The organism is Streptomyces changchenzhani (genome assembly GCF_039766235.1).
Classification (GTDB): Bacteria; Actinomycetota; Actinomycetes; order Streptomycetales; family Streptomycetaceae; genus Streptomyces.
The window spans coordinates 120,218-136,857 of record NZ_JBDHNH010000010.1 but is presented as its reverse complement, the minus strand read 5'-3'; the positions used below and the strand labels follow the sequence as shown (position 1 = coordinate 136,857).

At 70.9% G+C, this 16,640-nt stretch carries 13 protein-coding genes and 1 pseudogene; 7 read left to right on the top strand and 7 right to left on the bottom strand.

Going from position 1 to position 16,640, the window contains the following annotated elements:
- Positions 1 to 7: 7 nt before the first annotated feature.
- From ABCR94_RS29075 to ABCR94_RS29065, 3 genes are all read right to left on the bottom strand, one after another.
- On the bottom strand, positions 8 to 1,258 hold the full coding sequence (locus ABCR94_RS29075; RefSeq protein ID WP_347123311.1) for an SGNH/GDSL hydrolase family protein: 1,251 nt from the start codon (positions 1,256 to 1,258) through the stop codon (positions 8 to 10).
- 203 nt (positions 1,259 to 1,461) lie between these two features.
- On the bottom strand, positions 1,462 to 1,887 hold the full coding sequence (locus ABCR94_RS29070) for a hypothetical protein (protein WP_521978064.1): 426 nt from the start codon (positions 1,885 to 1,887) through the stop codon (positions 1,462 to 1,464).
- Positions 1,881 to 2,321: an ATP-binding protein gene (locus tag ABCR94_RS29065; protein ID WP_347123308.1), complete on the bottom strand. Its 441-nt coding sequence runs from the start codon at positions 2,319 to 2,321 to the stop codon at positions 1,881 to 1,883. The genes ABCR94_RS29070 and ABCR94_RS29065 overlap by 7 nt, the downstream gene beginning before the upstream one ends.
- A 198-nt stretch (positions 2,322 to 2,519) precedes the next feature.
- On the opposite strand from ABCR94_RS29065, the gene ABCR94_RS29060 reads away from it, so the two are divergent.
- From ABCR94_RS29060 to ABCR94_RS29050, 3 genes are read left to right on the top strand one after another with little or no spacing between them, the layout of a single operon-like run.
- Positions 2,520 to 3,380, top strand: coding sequence for a Sco1979 family transcriptional regulator (locus ABCR94_RS29060; protein ID WP_347123307.1), 861 nt, complete (start codon positions 2,520 to 2,522; stop codon positions 3,378 to 3,380).
- Positions 3,380 to 3,616 carry a DUF397 domain-containing protein gene (locus ABCR94_RS29055; protein ID WP_347123306.1) on the top strand — a complete coding sequence of 79 codons (237 nt, stop codon included), beginning with the start codon at positions 3,380 to 3,382 and terminating at the stop codon, positions 3,614 to 3,616. Before ABCR94_RS29060 ends, ABCR94_RS29055 begins: the two co-directional genes overlap by 1 nt.
- A gap of 57 nt (positions 3,617 to 3,673) precedes the next feature.
- Positions 3,674 to 4,483, top strand: coding sequence for an SAM-dependent methyltransferase (locus tag ABCR94_RS29050; protein ID WP_347123304.1), 810 nt, complete (start codon positions 3,674 to 3,676; stop codon positions 4,481 to 4,483).
- On the opposite strand, the pseudogene ABCR94_RS29045 reads toward ABCR94_RS29050, so the two are convergent.
- Both ABCR94_RS29045 and ABCR94_RS29040 read right to left on the bottom strand, forming a co-directional pair.
- A pseudogene (locus tag ABCR94_RS29045) lies at positions 4,482 to 4,701 on the bottom strand (VWA domain-containing protein); the annotation flags it as partial. The gene ABCR94_RS29050 and the pseudogene ABCR94_RS29045 sit on opposite strands and share 2 nt — an antisense overlap.
- 64 nt (positions 4,702 to 4,765) lie before the next feature.
- Entirely contained in the window at positions 4,766 to 5,194 is a 429-nt protein-coding gene (locus ABCR94_RS29040; protein ID WP_347123302.1) for a cupin domain-containing protein, read from the bottom strand.
- A gap of 52 nt (positions 5,195 to 5,246) precedes the next feature.
- Between ABCR94_RS29040 and ABCR94_RS29035 the strand changes: the two genes are divergently transcribed.
- Complete coding sequence (locus ABCR94_RS29035) at positions 5,247 to 6,212, top strand: helix-turn-helix domain-containing protein (RefSeq protein WP_347123300.1); 966 nt, start codon at positions 5,247 to 5,249, stop codon at positions 6,210 to 6,212.
- A gap of 74 nt (positions 6,213 to 6,286) precedes the next feature.
- A complete protein-coding gene (locus ABCR94_RS29030) occupies positions 6,287 to 9,613 on the top strand; it encodes an NACHT domain-containing protein (protein ID WP_347123298.1) in 3,327 nt (1,108 codons plus the stop codon).
- Positions 9,614 to 9,616: 3 nt separating this feature from the next.
- Here ABCR94_RS29030 and ABCR94_RS29025 read toward each other — a convergent pair whose 3' ends face one another.
- Complete coding sequence (locus tag ABCR94_RS29025) at positions 9,617 to 11,428, bottom strand: hydroxysqualene dehydroxylase (RefSeq protein ID WP_347123296.1); 1,812 nt, start codon at positions 11,426 to 11,428, stop codon at positions 9,617 to 9,619.
- Between the two features lie 139 nt (positions 11,429 to 11,567).
- Between ABCR94_RS29025 and ABCR94_RS29020 the strand changes: the two genes are divergently transcribed.
- Positions 11,568 to 11,999, top strand: a complete 432-nt coding sequence (locus ABCR94_RS29020) for a YchJ family protein (RefSeq protein WP_347123294.1) — start codon at positions 11,568 to 11,570, stop codon at positions 11,997 to 11,999.
- 244 nt (positions 12,000 to 12,243) lie between these two features.
- A complete protein-coding gene (locus ABCR94_RS29015) occupies positions 12,244 to 14,193 on the top strand; it encodes an NAD-binding protein (RefSeq protein WP_347123603.1) in 1,950 nt (649 codons plus the stop codon).
- A 347-nt stretch (positions 14,194 to 14,540) separates the two neighbouring features.
- On the opposite strand, the gene ABCR94_RS29010 is transcribed toward ABCR94_RS29015, so the two are convergent.
- Positions 14,541 to 16,601, bottom strand: coding sequence for an MDR family MFS transporter (locus ABCR94_RS29010; RefSeq protein WP_347123292.1), 2,061 nt, complete (start codon positions 16,599 to 16,601; stop codon positions 14,541 to 14,543).
- Positions 16,602 to 16,640: the final 39 nt, after the last annotated feature.

The following is a 16,640-nucleotide window of genomic DNA, read 5'->3' as shown; positions in this document are numbered from 1 at the left end:
CACCCCGCTACCGCCCCGCGCAGCCCAGCGCCCTCACGTCGACCGTGTCGCTCATCAGCCGCATGCCCACGTCGTTGGGATGCAGATGGTCGCCGCTGTCGTAGGCGGGCAGCATCCGATTCGGGGCGACGGGGTCCTTGAGCGCCTCGTCGAAGTCGACGACGGCGTCGAAGGCACCGCTGTGCCGGATGAAGGCGTTGACCTCCTGCCGGACGGCCTCGCCGCTCTCGCTCCACTCCCGCCAGCCCTCGTACGGCATGACGGTCGCGCCGACGACGCAGATGCCTGCCGCGTGCGACCGGCCGATGAGCTGCTCGTACGCCGCGATCAATGCGGCGGCGGTCGGCGCGGGGTTGGCCTTGATGTCGTTGACCCCTTCCAGTAGGATCATGGTCCGCACACCCCGCTGCGACAGGACGTCCCGGTCGAGCCGCTTCAGCGCGCTCTGCCCGGAGCCGTCGGTCAGGATCTTGTTGCCGGAGATCCCCTCGTTGGCGACGCCCTTGATGGGCGAGCCGGGGTCGGCGAGCAGCCTGCGGGCGAGGAAGTCCGGCCAGCGGCGGTTGGTGTTCGCGGTCGAGATGGCTCCGTCGGTGATCGAGTCACCGAGCGTGGCCACCGCCCCGGTGCCGCGCCCGGCGCCCACTGTCACCGCGTCGAGGTAGAACCAGGAAGTGATCTGCTGGGTGTACGGCGTGGCGGAGACGTCCGCGGCGTGGTTGCCGACGGGGGCGATGTACGAGGTCTGGAGGGCCATCTTGTGGCCGGTCGCGGCGCCGCCCGCGCTGCGCACATAGAGGCTCACGGCCAGATCGGACTGCGGCCGTACCGTGCCGGGCAGCGGATCGCTGTACACGGAGCCGCCGGGCGCCACGGTCACCGTCGGTGCGCCACGAAAGGCCAGCGGCCGGTTGCTGCCGGGCACCAACGCGGCCCCGGTGGAACGCAGTCCGGCATACGCGCGGCCGAAGGTCACCGGCTGGTCGCCGAAGGTGTTGGAGAGCCGGATCCGCAGCCCGCTGCCGCCGGCGCTGGTGCGGACGATGAGCCGGTACGTGCGCTCCGGGGCGGCGCCCGCGGTGCTGAGCCGGTCGGTGCTTGCGGCCCAGGTGACGACGGGAGCGGTGGCGGCGGGAGCGGCCGGTGCGGTGTCCGGGGCGGCGTGGGACGCCGTCCCGGCCGTGAGGACGGTGCTCGCCGCGACGGCGACGGCGGTCAGGATGTGGACGACGGGTCTGCGCAGCCTCGGTCTGTTCATGGCGCGGAGGTTCCTCCCGGTACGGTGCCCGATACGGTGCGGGCACGGCGGTGCCGCTGAAGGCACTGGAGGAATTCACTCCCGCTACGGCGCGCACTGTCCAGAGCGCCGCATCGTTCGGGTGACGGTGTGTCCGAGAACCGACGGGTGCGGGGCCGCCGTGCTTCAGCGGCGCCGAGAGGCCTCGGCGGCGCCGGTCCGCCTCAGGGGCGCCGCCACGACGCCGAGGACCAGACGGGCGCGGTGCCCGCGAGCCGGCACACCATCAGGTACAGCGGGATCGGCGGGGTGTACGGCGCGGTGCCCTCGGGCGAGTGGATCAGGCGGGGGTGCGTGGCCGGTACGTACGCCCCGGTGACATAGCGGGCCGGCGACGGCCAGGGGAGCCCGAGGTCCGACTGGGAAGGGACGATCCACCACCACAGGTCGGCGTCGGCGAAGACGCAGCCGGGCCGCGTCAGATGCGACAGGAGCCTGAATCCGTGCCGGGCCGGCAGCCCCACCGCGTCGCAGCCGAGCGGGGTGGCCAGGCCGGGCGGGACGGGCAGCCGGACCCGCCCGCCGTGGCTGGTGCGGCGTACCCGTGAGAGGCGGCCGGCCGGCAGGTTGGTCATAGCGGTCCTCAGCAAGGCAGCTCCGCCCAGACCACGCGACCTGGCCCGTCCTCGACGTCACGCGTTCCCCAGAAGCTGCTCAGCGTGTCCACGAGCTGGAGCCCGCGGCCGTGTTCGTCCTCGGCGCCCTGGCGCAGCCTGGGGCCCGTCGGCCGCTGTCCCTGGTCCTGAACGGCGACGCGCAGCCTGCCGTCGCTGTCGCGCAGCTCGCAGGCGAAATGCTCACTCCCGGTGTGCAGCACCGCGTTGGTGACGAGCTCGGAGACGATCAGTGCCGCGATGTCGCAGGTGTCCTCGTCGATTCCCCACCGGGTCAGCTGAGTGCGGGTCAGACGCCTTGCTCGCGAGACATATTCGGCTCGTGCGGGTAACTCGAAACCGTACCGCCGTATGTCCGCACCCCGGCATTGGTCCATGAGTCGGGGTACAAGTGTGTTTCCTGGTGCCACGAGCGATCCTCACGGTGGGGCAGCGCCGATTGCGCTTCCCCCGTGGCAGCGCGCGGCATCCGCGTGAAGTGTTACACCGGGTAACTCTCCCTCCGAACGCGACACTTGGCAAGGGGCACTCTGAAATATCCACAGTGGCATTTCCTTAGCCGCAGGTGCGTGGCACACTGCTCGGCACCAGCACAGGGGAGGTCTGAAGTGAGCGAACCGCGGTCTGCCCCGACTGTGGGCCAGGTCGTTCTCGGCAAGCGCCTGCAGGATCTGCGTGAGAGAGCAGGCCTGGGCCGCGACGAGGCCGCCAAGGTGCTCCGGGTCGCCCCGGCCACCATCCGCAGGATGGAGACGGCCGAGGTCGCTCTCAAAATTCCTTATATCCAGCTGCTGTTGAAGGCGTACGGGAACTCCGAGGACGAGGCCCAGGCCTTTGTCGAGCTGGCCGAGGAGGCCAACAAGCCCGGCTGGTGGCAGCGCTTCCACGGCATCCTGCCCGACTGGTTCAGCATGTACGTCAGCCTGGAGGGCGCGGCCGCGCTCATCAGGGCGTACGAACCGCACTTCGTCCCGGGCCTGTTGCAGACCGAGGACTACGCCCGCGCGATCATGCGCACCGGGGCCATGGGGCAGACGAGACCCGAGGACATCGAGCGGCACGTGGCCCTGCGCATGGAGCGCCAGAGTCTGCTCACGCAGCCGGGCGCCCCGAAGCTGTGGGTGGTCATGGACGAAACGGTCCTGAGCCGGCCCGTCGGTGGCCCGGGTGTCCAGGCGGCGCAGCTCGACCGCCTCATCGACGCCGTGGAGATGCCCAACGTCACGGTGCAGATCGCCGAGTTCGCGACCGGTCATCACCCCGGCACGTACGGCCCCTTCGTCCTCTTCCGCTTCGCCGTACCGGAACTCCCGGACATGGTCTACAGCGAGTACCTGACCGGCGCCGTGTATCTCGACGCGCGCCCCGAGGTCGCAGCCCACCTCGAAGTCATGGACCGCATGGCGGCGCAGGCCGCCACCGCACATCGCACGAAGGAGATTCTGAAGAATCTCCGCAAGGAGCTCTGATGGACCCCATATACAACGGCATGCCGGCGGGCCAACTGCCCTCCGAAGGCTGGTACAAGCCGTGGAGCGGCGGCAACGGCGGCAACTGCATCGAGGCCATGAAACTGGCCGACGGCCGGGTCGCGGTCCGCCAGTCCGCCGACCCCGACGGACCCGCGCTGATCTACACCAACGGCGAGATCGCCGCCTTCATCCAGGGAGCCAAGGCCGGCCGGGCCGACTTCCTGCTCACCTGACCCCGAGTACCTGATTCTGCTGATCCCTGCTACCCAACGAAACCCATGGAGCGTCGTATGACCGGGCCGGACCCCACCGCTGTCGTGATCGACACCAGCAAGCCGCACCCCGCGCGCATGTATGACTGGTTCCTGGGCGGCAAGGACAACTACCCGGTCGACGAGGAGATGGCGAAGGAGCTCCTGGCGCTCGATTCGCGGGGCCGCGACATGGCGCGGGTCAACCGTGCGTTCATGCACCGCGCGACGCGCGGGCTCGCCGAGAGGGGTATACGGCAGTTCCTCGACATCGGCACCGGCATACCCACCGAACCGAACCTGCACCAGATCGCCCAGCAGACGGCTCCGGACGCGCGCATCGTCTACTGCGACAACGACCCGATCGTGCTCGCCCACGCGGAGGCCCTGCTGCGCAGCACCCCGCAGGGGACCACCGATTACATCCAGGCCGACGCGCGCGAGCCGGCGGCCATCCTGGAGCAGGCCGGGAAGACACTCGACTTCACGAAGCCCGTCGCGCTGTCGCTCGTCGCGCTGCTGCACTTCGTGGACGACGAGGACGGCGCGCACGAACTGGTGACCTCCCTCATGGAGCCTCTGCCGTCCGGCAGTTACCTGGTCCTCTCGCATGTCACGGGGGACTTCTTCCCCGAGGGCGCGATCAAGGCCAGGGAGATGTACCGCGCCAAGGGCCTCACGCTGCGACCCCGCACCCGCGACGAGTTCGCCGAGTTCTTTAACGGCTTCGAGTTGCTGGAGCCCGGCGTCTCGCTGGCCGCCGACTGGCGTCCGGAGCTCGGCGAAGCGGTGCCGGTCACGGGCGACGCCCCGATCCCTGGGTACGCGGGCGTGGCACGCAAGGCCTGAGTGCGACGAGGTATTGCCCGACGGGCTCGTCGACCGCGCGGTCGGCGCCGATACTCACCGAGGCCCGCAGTTCCTGGCCGGGCGGTACGTCCACCGGTACCAGCGGTGCTCCGAGAACTTCTCGCGGTCGGTGTAGAGACCGGGCTTGAGCTGCCGTCCACCAACTGTTTGACCCGGCCGGAGAGTTCATCGGTGTGCTGGACCGCCGTGTACGTACCGCGGCTGGTCGCGGGGGAGGGGGCGAGGGGTGCGGCGGGCACAGGACCGCCGCAGGCGCCGCCCTCAGAGCTTGTGGCCCGTCGTCGCGTCCACGTGCGCCGGGACCGGGTCGTGGCGGTCACCGACCGTCGACGTGCCCGTCGGCTCGAACAGGAGAATCGACGCACCGTGCGCCGACGACGGCTTGTGCTCGATGCCGCGCGGAACGACGAACACCGACCCGGCGGGCAGCACGACGTACCGCTCCACTCCCGTCGCACCCTCCGCACCCGCCTCGCGCAGGCCGATAGTCAGCTCGCCCTCGATGACCTGGAAGAACTCGTCCGTGTCGTCGTGCACGTGCCAAATGTGCTCACCCGCAACCTTCGCGACGCGTACGTCGTAGTCGTTGACCCGGGTCACGATGCGCGGGCTCCAGAGGGCGTCGAAGCTGCCCAGGGCGTCGGCGAGGGCGATCGGATCGGCCGGCTTGTGCGTTGCCTCAGTGGTCATGACCTCATCCTCGGTCCTGGCGCCCACCGGGCGTGAGTGCTAGGAATCGCATATGACGCAAGATTCCTCGCACCGGGTCGTGGTGATCGTCGACGAGAACTCGAACCCCTTCGAGCTCGGCTGCGCCACCGAGGTCTTCGGCCTGCGCAGGCCCGAGCTCGGGCGCGAGCTGTACGACTTCGCCCTGTGCTCCCCGGAGCCCCGCACCCTGATGCGCGACGGATTCTTCACGCTCAGCGGTGTCGCGGGCCTGGAGGCGGCCGACGCGGCGGACACGCTGATCGTCCCCAACCGGCCGGACATCGAAGTGCCGCGCCGCCCCGAGGTGCTGGCCGCGGTCCGCCGCGCGCACGCGCGCGGCGCCCGGCTGGTGGGCTTCTGCAGCGGCGCCTTCACACTCGCCGAGGCCGGGGTGCTCGACGGGCGACGCGCCACCGCGCACTGGCAGTGGGCGGACTCCTTCCGGGCCCGTTTCCCCGCCGTCCGGCTCGAAGAGGACGTGCTGTTCGTGGACGACGGCGACATCCTCACCGCGGCGGGCAGCGCCGCCGCCCTCGACCTCGGGCTGCACGTCGTACGCCGGGACCACGGCGCCGAGGTGGCCGCCGCCGTGAGCCGCCGCCTGGTCTTCGCCGTGCACCGCGACGGCGGCCAGCGCCAGTTCGTCGAGCACCCGCTGCCCACTGCCCCCGACACCACGCTCGGCCCGCTCCTGGAGTGGGCCAGGGAGCAGCTCGCCACGCCGCTGACCGTGACGGGCCTGGCCGTACGGGCGGCGGTCAGCCCGGCCACCCTGCACCGTCGGTTCCGTACGCAGCTCGGCACCACACCGCTGGCCTGGCTCACCGCGGAGCGCGTCGTGCTTGCCTGCCGCCTGATGGAGCGCGGCGAGCTGGGCTCCGAGGCGGTGGCGCGGGCGAGCGGGCTCGGTACGGCGGCGAACCTGCGGGCGCAGCTGCGGCGGCGCACCGGGCTCACCCCCAGCGCGTACCGGGAACGGTTTGCCGCCGGGGGCTGAAACCGGGCCCCGGGGGTGGGGCGCGTGGTACACCGTAGGCGCGAAGCGGCACACGATCAGGGGGCACGGTGCGGGTGCGACAACTTCTCAGCTACAGCGATGCGGTGGCGATACTCGGCGGCGACAGTGCCGGACTTGCCGCGGCCGACCAGGCGCTCGGTGGCGCCCTGTCGATGGCCACGGGCGGGGCCAGTGACGCGCTGCTCAACCTGGCCAACGCGCAGGGGAGAGTGCTGCGGCTGGGGCGTGATCTGACGGCTGGGCTGCGGGCGAGGCTGGGCGGGTCGGAGCGGGCCGAGCGCACGGAGAAGCTGGCGGCGGCCCATGCGGTGCTCGTGGTCACCGCCTACTTCGAGGCCCTCGGTGAGTCGGAACTGCCCTTTGACCTGGCGGAGCTGCGACTCACCCGGCGCGAACAGATCGGGCTGGCCGGCGGGTCGGCGGACGCGAACAGCTTTGTCCTCGCCCTGGCGGCCGGCGGCATTCCGCAACCCGCGCCGCATCTGCCGACCGAGCAGGTCGTCGATGAGCTGGACAACTGGTACCAGAACCTCACGTTGAGGCTGGTCCGCTTCATGCGGGGGCTGGAGCTGTGGGACCGGGTGAGTGAGACGCAGAGGAGCACCGGCGTCGACGTACTCCTTGACGAGGTATCCGCCGCAGCCGTCCGGCGCTACCAAGAGCTCTACGCCCAACTAGCGTGTGAAGTACCGGAGTTCGGATTCTGGTCCGGTCAGGTCGAGCACCAGGCCACTCGCGCCGACTTCCGCCGGGCACTCACCGGGATCGAGACCGCCCTGGCCGGCCTGACCGTCGACCGCCCGCTCAGCCATGTGTCGGCCGGCCTCGCCGCCGGCTACCGCGCGGCCCTGCTCAAGCCGATCCTCACCGAGGGCAACGCCCCCACCGGTGTCTGCTTCCCCACCCTCGGGGACGGCTACGTCGACCCCGACTTCCGGGTTCGGGCCGTGTCCGAAAGCGCGCACACACCTGCCGCGGAGGAGTGGTGGGAGAATGTGCCCGTACGCTCCGATCTCACCGAATACCTGGCAGGCGCCCTCACCTCGCTCGCCTCCACCACAGCGCCCCTGGTCGTCCTCGGCCAGCCCGGCGCCGGCAAGTCCGTACTCACCAAGATCCTCGCCGCCCGGCTGCCCGCGGCCGGATTCCTGCCCGTGCGCATCGTCCTGCGCGAAGTGCCCGCCGACGCCGACATACAGGACCAGATCGAGTACGCCGTCCGGGCCCTGACCGGTGAACGGGCCTCCTGGCCGGAGCTGATCCGGTCGGCCCAAGGGTCCGTTCCCGTCCTGCTCTTCGACGGATTCGACGAACTGCTCCAGGCCACCGGAGTCAGCCAGTCCGACTACCTGCTGTCCGTGGCCCGCTTCCAGCAGCGTGAGGCGGACCAGGGCCGCCCGGTGCTCGCCGTGGTCACCAGCCGCACCGCCGTCGCGGACCGCGCGCGCTACCCGGACGGTGTGGTGGCGCTGCGGCTGGAACCGTTCAGGCAGCAGCAGATCGAGACCTGGCTCGACCTGTGGAACCGCATCAACGAGCCCTATCTGACCGCGAACGGACTGCGCCCGCTGTCCGCCGCCGTGGCGGCCCGCCATCAGGCGCTCGCCTCCCAGCCGCTGCTTCTGCTGATGCTGGCCCTGTATGACGCGAGCGGGAACGCCTTGCAGCGCGGGGCGGACGGCGATGAACCGCTGGGCGAGGCGGAACTGTACGAGGAGCTGCTCGCCTCCTTCGCCGTGCGTGAAGTCGGCAAATCCGAAAAGGCCTTGAACGACCGGCAGTTGGCGGCGCGGGTGGAGCAGGAGCTCCAGCGGCTCTCCCTGATCTCCTTCGGCATGCTCAACCGGCGCCGTCAGTGGATCACTTCGGCCGAGCTGGAACTGGATCTGGCCGCGCTCCTCGGCCGCAGCGAACCCACCACGACCGATTTCCGGGCGCGCCTCGACCCGGCCGAGATCGCGCTCGGCCGGTTCTTCTTCATCCAGCGGGCGCAGGCGCTGCGGGACGACCAACGGCTGACGACGTACGAATTCCTGCACGCCACCTTCGGCGAGTATCTGGCCGCCCGCCTCGCCGTGCAGCTCCTCGAGGGGCTGCTCGACCAGCGCCCCGCGCTGTCCCTCAGCCGCGTCGGCGTCGACGACGACCTGCTGTACGTCCTGCTGTCCTACGCGCCGCTCTCGTCGCGCCAGATGCTCCGCTTCGTCGGCGCCCGTATCCGGCTCATCGCCCCGGAAAACCGGCAGCGGCTCGGCGAACTCCTCGTCACCGTGATGGCGGACCACCGCAACCGCACCGAGCACCGGTTCGCTGAGTACCGGCCCACCGTCCGGGCGACGTCGTCGCGCCACGGCCTGTACGGCGCGAACCTGATGATGCTGACCCTGCTCGTCACCGGTGGGGTCAAGGCGAGCGAAGTGTTTCCCGACGACGTCAACCCGGCGGGGGCCTGGCACGGACGGGTGCTGCTGTGGCGTGCGGCGTTCACCGAACCGGAGTGGACGGATTTTGCGATGGCGCTGAGCATCCGCCGCACCTGGAACGGCGACTCGCGCGAGCTCGACATCCGGCCCACCGATGACGGCATGGATTCCCCGGAACCGGTCGACGCCTACTGGCTCTACGGCCGGCCGCCGGGCCACGGCGACCGGAACGTCAACACCAGCTGGTCACGGCCCTACCCAGATCAGATCCGGCACAAGTTGGCGATGTCCGGAGGCACCAACGACGCCGTGGTCCTGCACGCCGTCGACCCGCTGTTCCGCTGGCTGGGGCCCGCCGTCACCAGCTTTGTCGGCTCTCCGGAGACCGGTACTGCCACGTCCGTCGCCCATGGTCTGACGTCGCTGTGGCTGGCGAGTGGGCTGGGTGCCCCAGCGGCGGAACTCACCGCTCTGTACGAACGCTGCGGCACGCTGCTGGAGTTGTCGTCCGGCTTCGATCAACAGATGAAGGGCCACGCCAGTCTGCTTCTTCTCGGCCAACTGGTCACCGACGTGGCCCTGCTTCCGGAATCCGTAGTGGCGGGTCTGCTGCGGACGCTGGCACTGGGGGAACTTGATGTGCGCGGTTGGGAACTGATCGTGCGGGCCACGACGAAAGCGCTGAACTCGGGTGCGTCCGGGCAGTACCGCAGTCTGCTCCTCAACCATTGGGAAGCAAGCTTTCGCCTGCTGCAGATGGAGTCCCCCGCTCGCGTGCTGACTCTCTGGGCGGAGAATGGGGGAGAGGGCTGGGCGCGCTACTGGTTCGATGTCGCTCTTCCTGACATGGTGGACCGGATGTCCGACGACGAGTTGCGTGGTGTCCCGCCGGAGATCCTGGCCGAGGTGCGCAGCCTGGCCCGCCGCCACGCCCCCGGCCCACCCGACGCCACCTGACCCTCACCCCAGGTCGAGCGCGTTCCGCAGCCCCAGCCGGTACCGCGTCCGGTCGTGCCGCTTCAGGAACTCGATCGCCGGCGGCCGGAACAACGGCGTGACCTTGCACCGGGCCGCCGTCGAACCGGCCCGGTCGAGCAGCGCGTTGACCGCCGCGCGGGCCGACGCGTTCGCGCCCTCCATCGTCGCCAGGTCGATGGACACGGACACATAGTCGCCCGCCAGATAGAAATTGGGGATCTTCGTCGCCGCCGCCGGGCGGTTGTGGAGCGTACCCACCGGGTGGATGAGCAGCTCGTCCTCGTTGGTCGGGTTCGGGGTGCCGATTCCGTCCACGCCCGGGTCGAGGAACCACGAGTGCAGCGTGGCATCCCGAAGGACCGTCTTGCCCGTGTCGTTGAGCGCGGCCTTCAGCTGCGCCCACACCTCGCGCGCGACCTCCTCGCGGGTGCACTGCTTGGCAGTCTTCCCGTACAGGATCCCGCGCTTGTCCCACTCGGAGATGTCCACCGACAGGCAGTCCGCGACTGTGCCGTCGCCGTAGTCGACGGGGAAGTTCCGGCCGGGCCAGTGCTGGGCCTGTGCGATCGCGGTCAGGGACCAGGGGGAGTCGATGCAGTTCAGATGGCCGTGCACGATGGGGGTGCGCTCGGTCAGATAGAACTGGATGCCCGTCATCCAGTCCGTCCGGAGCTTGTCGCAGCGGGCCAGTTGGGGGTCGGCCGCGCGCATCGCCGCGCTCCAGGTCGGCCGCGCGTGCTCGACCGGCAGGGCCGAGATGTAGTGGTCGGCGGTCACCGTCTGCCGTACGCCGTCGGAGTCCTCGATCAGCGCCGCCGCGATCCGCCCGTTCGCGTACTTCATCTCCCGTACGGTCCAGCCGATCCGGAAGTCGACGCCGAGGCCGCGCAGATGGGCCACCCACGGGTCGATCCACGCCTCATTGGTCGGGGCGTTGAGGATTCGGTCCGGCGGACCGTCCGCGCCCTGGCCCAGCGCGTTGAGCACGAAGGCCTCGCCGAGGGTGCCGACCGTGCGGGTGCTGGCCTCCTCCGCCTTCGTCGCGACGATGTTGCGGGTGACGCCGACGGCGAGGATGCGCTGGTAGTCCTGGGACATCTGCGCTGCCCGCACAAAGTCCCACCAGGGGGTGCGCTCCCAGGTGTTGTCACGCCGCTCGTCGCAGCTGGTGAGGTAGACGAGGGCGCGGTTCACGAAGTACGCGGTCTCGTGGGCGGGCAGGCCCGCCGCCGTCTCGACCAGGGCGGCCAGGGCGCGGCGGATGTCGTCGAGCGTGAGGTCGGCCGGCTGGTGGCCGGGCCAGGGGATCGGTATCCGGATGTTCTCGCGGCCCGTGCGGGCGAACATCATCTCCTTGGGCGCGACGAGGTTGTCGTGAACCCCGTTGGCGTTGCCCGGGAAGGGGATGCGGCGCATCGTGTCCGGCAGGTTGTGGTAAATGCCGGGGATGAAGCGGAAGCCGTGCTCCGCGGGCAGTGGCCGGCGGCCGCCCTTCGCGCTCGCGGGTACGTCCATGCTGCGGGCCTTGCCGCCCAGCGCCCGGCGTTCGTACACGGTGACCGCGAAGCCGCGCTCGGCGAGCTCGTGCGCGGCGGTGAGACCGGCGACACCGCCACCCAGCACGGCGACCGACTGCCCTGCGGTACGTCGTCCGGGTCCCGCGGCGGCGGCCGTGGGCGCCGCGCCCAGGGCGACCGCGCCGCCCACCGCGGCGGCCCCCGCCACAAAGGTGCGCCGGGTGCTGCCCGTACCGGCTGTGCTGTGCGCGTTCTCCGCATTCTCGGCCCGGTCCATGCCGCGCCCCCCTTACCCTTGGTAACAGTCGCGTCAGGCGCAGGAGCCTACGGTCGCCCCGGCAGACCCGGAAGGCGCGTACGGGCCCACCCGCACATTGGCGCGAAAGAGCCCCACGGGCCGCGGGCACAATGGGGGCATGTCCCGACGCAGCAGCCCATGCCGCCCGCAGCGGCCGTCCCTCACCGCCGCCTCGCCGTGCCCCTGTGGGCTCCCGGCCACGTACGCCGCATGCTGTGGGCGGCTGCACACGGGAACGGCAGCCGCGCGCACCGCCGAGCTGCTGATGCGCTCCCGCTACAGCGCGTTCGCCGCGCAGGACGCGACGTACCTGCTGCGCACCTGGCACCCCGACACCAGGCCCGCCGCCCTCGACCTGGACGCTGCGATGCACTGGACGGGCCTGGAGATCCTGGCCGCGACCGACGGCAGCGCCTTCCACACCACGGGAACGGTCACCTTCCGCGCCCACTACACCCACCGGGGCGAAGCCGGTGAACTCCATGAGCAGAGTCGCTTCGTGCGCCAGGACGGCGCGTGGGTATATCTGGACGCGGTGTTCACGGACTGACCCGAGGGTCCGACCCGACGTACTGACCCGGGGGACCGACTCGACGGATTGAGCCAACTCGCGAGCCACCGCGTTACGGGCCGGTCCGGCCGGGGCCCGCGGGCCATCGACCGGGCCCGCGCGCCCCGCCCGCCCCACCGGCCCGGGTGATCACCGCGGGTTCCGAACGCCTTGACCGACAGGGCACCCTGGGGGCGTGTCCTCACTTCCTCACCAGGGCCAACACGGCCCCCGCGAGCACCACATGATTGTCAGTGGCGACGGCGCGCTCGCCAACCGGCTGGCCGTCGAGCTGTCCGAGGTGTACCGGGCGCGGGTGACCCTCGTCGTGCCACCTGCCCGGGACCTGCGCAACCCGCCGGACCCGGTCACCGGCCGGGTGCCCGGCCGGGCCTCCGCGCTCTTCGGCCGGGTGTCCGCCGCCATGAGCCGCACGCCACCCGCGCCGGACGGCGACGGCGAACCGCCGGACCCGGTACGGCTCATGGAAGCGTTCGTCGTGGACGACGCCGTCCTGGCCGAGGCCGGTGTGCAACGGGCCACCGCACTCGCTCTCGTGCATGGCGACGACGAGACCAACATCCGCGCCGCACTGACCGCCCGCCGCCTCAACCCCCGGCTGCGCCTGGTCATCCGGCTCTACAACCGCAAGCTCGGCCAGCACCTGGAAGACCTGCTCGACCAGGCCGCGGCGGTCGCCGCGCCCGGCCTCGACATCGCCGACCTGGACGCCTCCACCACCGTCCTGTCCGACGCCGACACGGCCGCGCCCGCGCTGGCCGCCACCGCCGTCGCCGGCACCAGCAAGATCGTCCAGGCCGACGGGCTGCTGCTGCGCGCCGTAGAACGCAACCCGCCCGCGCACGGCGAGGTCGCCGACCCGGGGCTGTGCACCCTCGCGCTGCTGTCCTCCACCACCAGCGACCCGGCGGGCAGGGAGGGTTCCGAGCGCAGCGGCGACGGGCCGCAGTTGCTGCCCGACGACCGCAGTGTGGCCGCCGCGACGGGCCGGGGCACCATCGTGCTCGAAGCCGTCTCCCACACGACCACCGCACCGCCGTCCGGACCGCTCGCGGGCCGCGGTCTGCCGATCGCCTCGCTCTTCTCCCGCCGCCTCCTGTGGTCCCTCGCCGGCCTCGCCGCCGCCGTCCTGGGCCTCGCCGTCGCCTCCTGGGCCACCACCGACGACCACCCGCTGCACGCCGCCTACATCACCCTGCTCGACCTCTTCGGCATCGGTGATCCCGCGGTTGGCGAGCCGCTCGACCGTCAGCTCCTGCAACTCCTCGCCGGACTGGCCGGGATGCTGCTGCTCCCCGTCCTCTTCGCCGCCGTCCTGCAGGCGCTCGGCGCCCTGCGCAGCGCATCCGGGCTGCGCCGCCCACCGCGTGGCATGTCCGGCCACGTCATCCTGCTCGGGCTCGGCAAGGTCGGCACCCGCGTACTGGCCCGGCTGCGCGAACTCGACATTCCCGTGGTGTGCGTGGAGGAGGACCCGGAGGCGCGCGGTATCGCGCTGGCCCGCCGTCTGCGTGTGCCGACCGTGATCGGCGACGTCACCCAGGAGGGCGTACTGGAGGCCGCGAAGATCCACCGGGCGCACTCCATGCTCGCCCTCACCAGCATCGACACCACCAACCTCGAAGCGGCCCTGTACGGTCGCTCCGTCAAGCCCGACCTGCGGGTGGCCCTTCGCCTGTACGACGACGACTTCGCCACCGCCGTCTACCGCACCCTGCGGGCCGCCCACCCGCGCGCCCTGACCCGCAGCCGCAGCGTCTCCCACCTCGCGGCGCCCGCCTTCGCCGGGGCCATGATGGGTCGTCAAATCCTGGGCGCCATACCGGTGGAGCGCCGGGTCCTGCTGTTCGCTGCCATCGACGTGGCGGGTGTGCCGCAGCTTGAAGGGCGCACGGTCGGCGAGGCCTTCAGCTCCGGTGCGTGGCGGCTGCTCGCCCTGGACACCGCGACCCCCGACGACCGGCGCACCGACCTGAACGCGGCCCGCGCGGCCCGCGTGGACGACGGGGAGGGCGGCAACGGCAGGGAGACCCCGCCCCGCCTGATCTGGGACCTGCGCCCCGGCTACGTACTGCGCCCCGAGGACCGGGTCGTCCTCGCCGCCACCCGCCGCGGCCTCGCCGAGCTCCTGGGCAGGCGACCCGTTCCGCAGCCCGACGCGGGGGCGCTCTGAGCCCGCCCGGTGGTCCGGAGCTGCCGACCCCTGTACGGCAGCTCCGGACCACGCTCGTCGGCGTGCGGTTCGGATGGTGGCGCATGCGTCGTCGGCCACCGGCACGAGCGTGGGGTCCGACAGTCCCAACCGATCCGCGGGGCCCGGCAATTCCCGGATTCGCCCCGCAACCGAAACGCGGCCGACCCGAAACCGCCCCGCAATCGAACCGAGTCCGACCGGCGTACTTCGCGAAGCAGGCGCACCCGGCCACCGACGGAGGCCGGGTCGCGATCGGCCGGGCGCATCCGGGCGCGGGCGGCGCGTCAGCCGCGGGAGGGGCCACGGGCCGCGGCACCCCCGGCTGTTCACCGCCCGGCGGGCACCTCGTGCGCCAGGTCTTCAGCGAGCAGCCGCTTGGCGATCGTGTCGACGGCGGCCAGCAGTTCCGTGCTGCCGGGCCGGCCCCCGTCGTCCTGCTCCAGCTGCTCACCCAGCCACCGCGCCCAGGCATGCGCGATCAGTTCGGCCTCGCGCTCTCCGGCCGCCGTGTGCGACAGCAGGTTCCCGTCACGGGTGAGGTAGCCCTCCTCCACCATCCGGTCGAAGACCGGGAGCAGCACCTCGGGCGGGATGCTGCGGCGGGCTGCGATCAGGCCGAGGCTGGCGTGTCCGACCATGCGGGTGAACAGGGCGACCTGCATGACCGCCCAGGCCCCCGCGATGTCCAACCGGCTGTCGGAATCGCTGATGATGCGCCGCGCCGTGTGGTCGCCCTTCCTCTGAAGGATCTTCGCGACGGACAGTTCGAGATGCTTGGACGAGTCGCCCGAACTCGGCGAGGCGAAGCCCTCGCCCATGTTCGTGGAACCGGCGCGGGCGGTGTCCCGCAGCTTGACCTGCTTGAGGAACAGCGCGACCAGGAAACCCACGATCGCGACGGGCACCGTCCACAGGAAAACGGTGTGCAGCGAGTCGGCGTACGCCCCGATGATCGGCTCGGCCTGAGCGCCCGGCAGCGTATGCAGTCCCTCCGGGCTCTGGGCGGCCTTGGCCACGGCGGCCGGGTCCGCCCCGCCGCTCACCCGCGCGGCCTCGGCGACGCCCTCCTTGAGGTTGGGCGTAAGGGAGTTGGCGTAGATCGTGCCGAAGACGGCGGTGCCGAACGAGCTGCCGAGCGTACGGAAGAAGGTCACACCGGAGGTCGCGGTGCCAAGGTCGGTGTACTCCACGGTGTTCTGCACGGCGATCGTCAGCACCTGCATGGACAGGCCGATGCCGACACCCAACACGAACATGTAGAGCGACTCCAGCCAGGCACTGGACTCCGTACCCATCAGTGAGAGCAGATACAGGCCGACGCCCATCACCAGCGAGCCGACGATCGGGAAGATCCGGTACTGGCCCGTCTTGCTGACCACATTGCCGCTGAAGACCGACGCGATGAGCAGACCCAGGACCATCGGGAGTATCCGGACGCCGGAGATCGTCGCCGAGTCACCGTCGACGTACTGCAGGAAGGTCGGCAGGAACGTCATGGCGCCGAGCATCGCGAAGCCCACGATGAAGCTGAGGACCGAGCAGACCGTGAAAACCGGATTGGAGAACAGCCGCATCGGCAGCATCGGTTCGGGGGCGCGCGTCTCGACCACGCAGAACAGGGCCAGCGAGACGATGCCGCCCGCGAACAGGCCGATGATGATGCCCGAACCCCAGGCGTACTCGTTGCCGCCCCAACTCGTCGCCAGAATCAGCGCGCTGGCGCCGATCGCGACGAGGGCGATGCCCAGGTAGTCGATCACGGGCTTGGCTGCGGAGCGTATGGCGGGGATGTTGCGGGCGGCGGCGATGACCACGACGATCGCGATCGGCACATTGACGTAGAACGCCCAGCGCCAGGTCAGATGGTCCGTGAAGAGACCGCCGAGCAGCGGGCCGATCACCGTGGCGATACCGAACACCGCCCCGATGGCGCCCTGGTACTTGCCGCGCTCGCGCAGCGGGATCACATCGGCGATCAGCGCCATCGACGTGACCATCAGGCCGCCCGCGCCGATGCCCTGCATGCCCCGCCAGGCGATCAGCATCGTCATGTTGCCCGACAGGCCGCACAGGAACGAGCCGGTGATGAAGATGATCGCCGAGACTTGGAAGACCACCTTGCGGCCGAAGAGGTCACCGAATTTGCCGACCAGCACGGTTGCGACGGTCTCGGCCAGCAGATACGCGGTGACCACCCACGACATGTGCGCCGCGCCGCCGAGCTCCGAGACGATCGTCGGCAGCGCGGTGCCCACGATCGTCTGGTCGAGGGCGGCCAGCAGCATCCCGAGCATGACCGTCCCGAAGACGATATTGCGCTGCCGCTTTTCGAGCACGGGCGGCTCCGCGGCCGGCGCGGCGGGGCGGGTTTCGCTGGTGGTGGTCACCCTTGCACCCTCACACCGGGGGCGGTGCGGCGCATGCGG

Coding starts and splice junctions, on each gene's coding strand:
- ABCR94_RS29020 (WP_347123294.1), top strand. CDS start 11,568: ATGTCCCGACGCAGCAGCCCATGCCGCCCGCAGCGGCCGTCCCTCACC.
- ABCR94_RS29050 (WP_347123304.1), top strand. CDS start 3,674: ATGACCGGGCCGGACCCCACCGCTGTCGTGATCGACACCAGCAAGCCG.
- ABCR94_RS29025 (WP_347123296.1), bottom strand. CDS start 11,428: ATGGACCGGGCCGAGAATGCGGAGAACGCGCACAGCACAGCCGGTACG.
- ABCR94_RS29035 (WP_347123300.1), top strand. CDS start 5,247: ATGACGCAAGATTCCTCGCACCGGGTCGTGGTGATCGTCGACGAGAAC.
- ABCR94_RS29040 (WP_347123302.1), bottom strand. CDS start 5,194: ATGACCACTGAGGCAACGCACAAGCCGGCCGATCCGATCGCCCTCGCC.
- ABCR94_RS29055 (WP_347123306.1), top strand. CDS start 3,380: ATGGACCCCATATACAACGGCATGCCGGCGGGCCAACTGCCCTCCGAA.
- ABCR94_RS29015 (WP_347123603.1), top strand. CDS start 12,244: ATGATTGTCAGTGGCGACGGCGCGCTCGCCAACCGGCTGGCCGTCGAG.
- ABCR94_RS29075 (WP_347123311.1), bottom strand. CDS start 1,258: ATGAACAGACCGAGGCTGCGCAGACCCGTCGTCCACATCCTGACCGCC.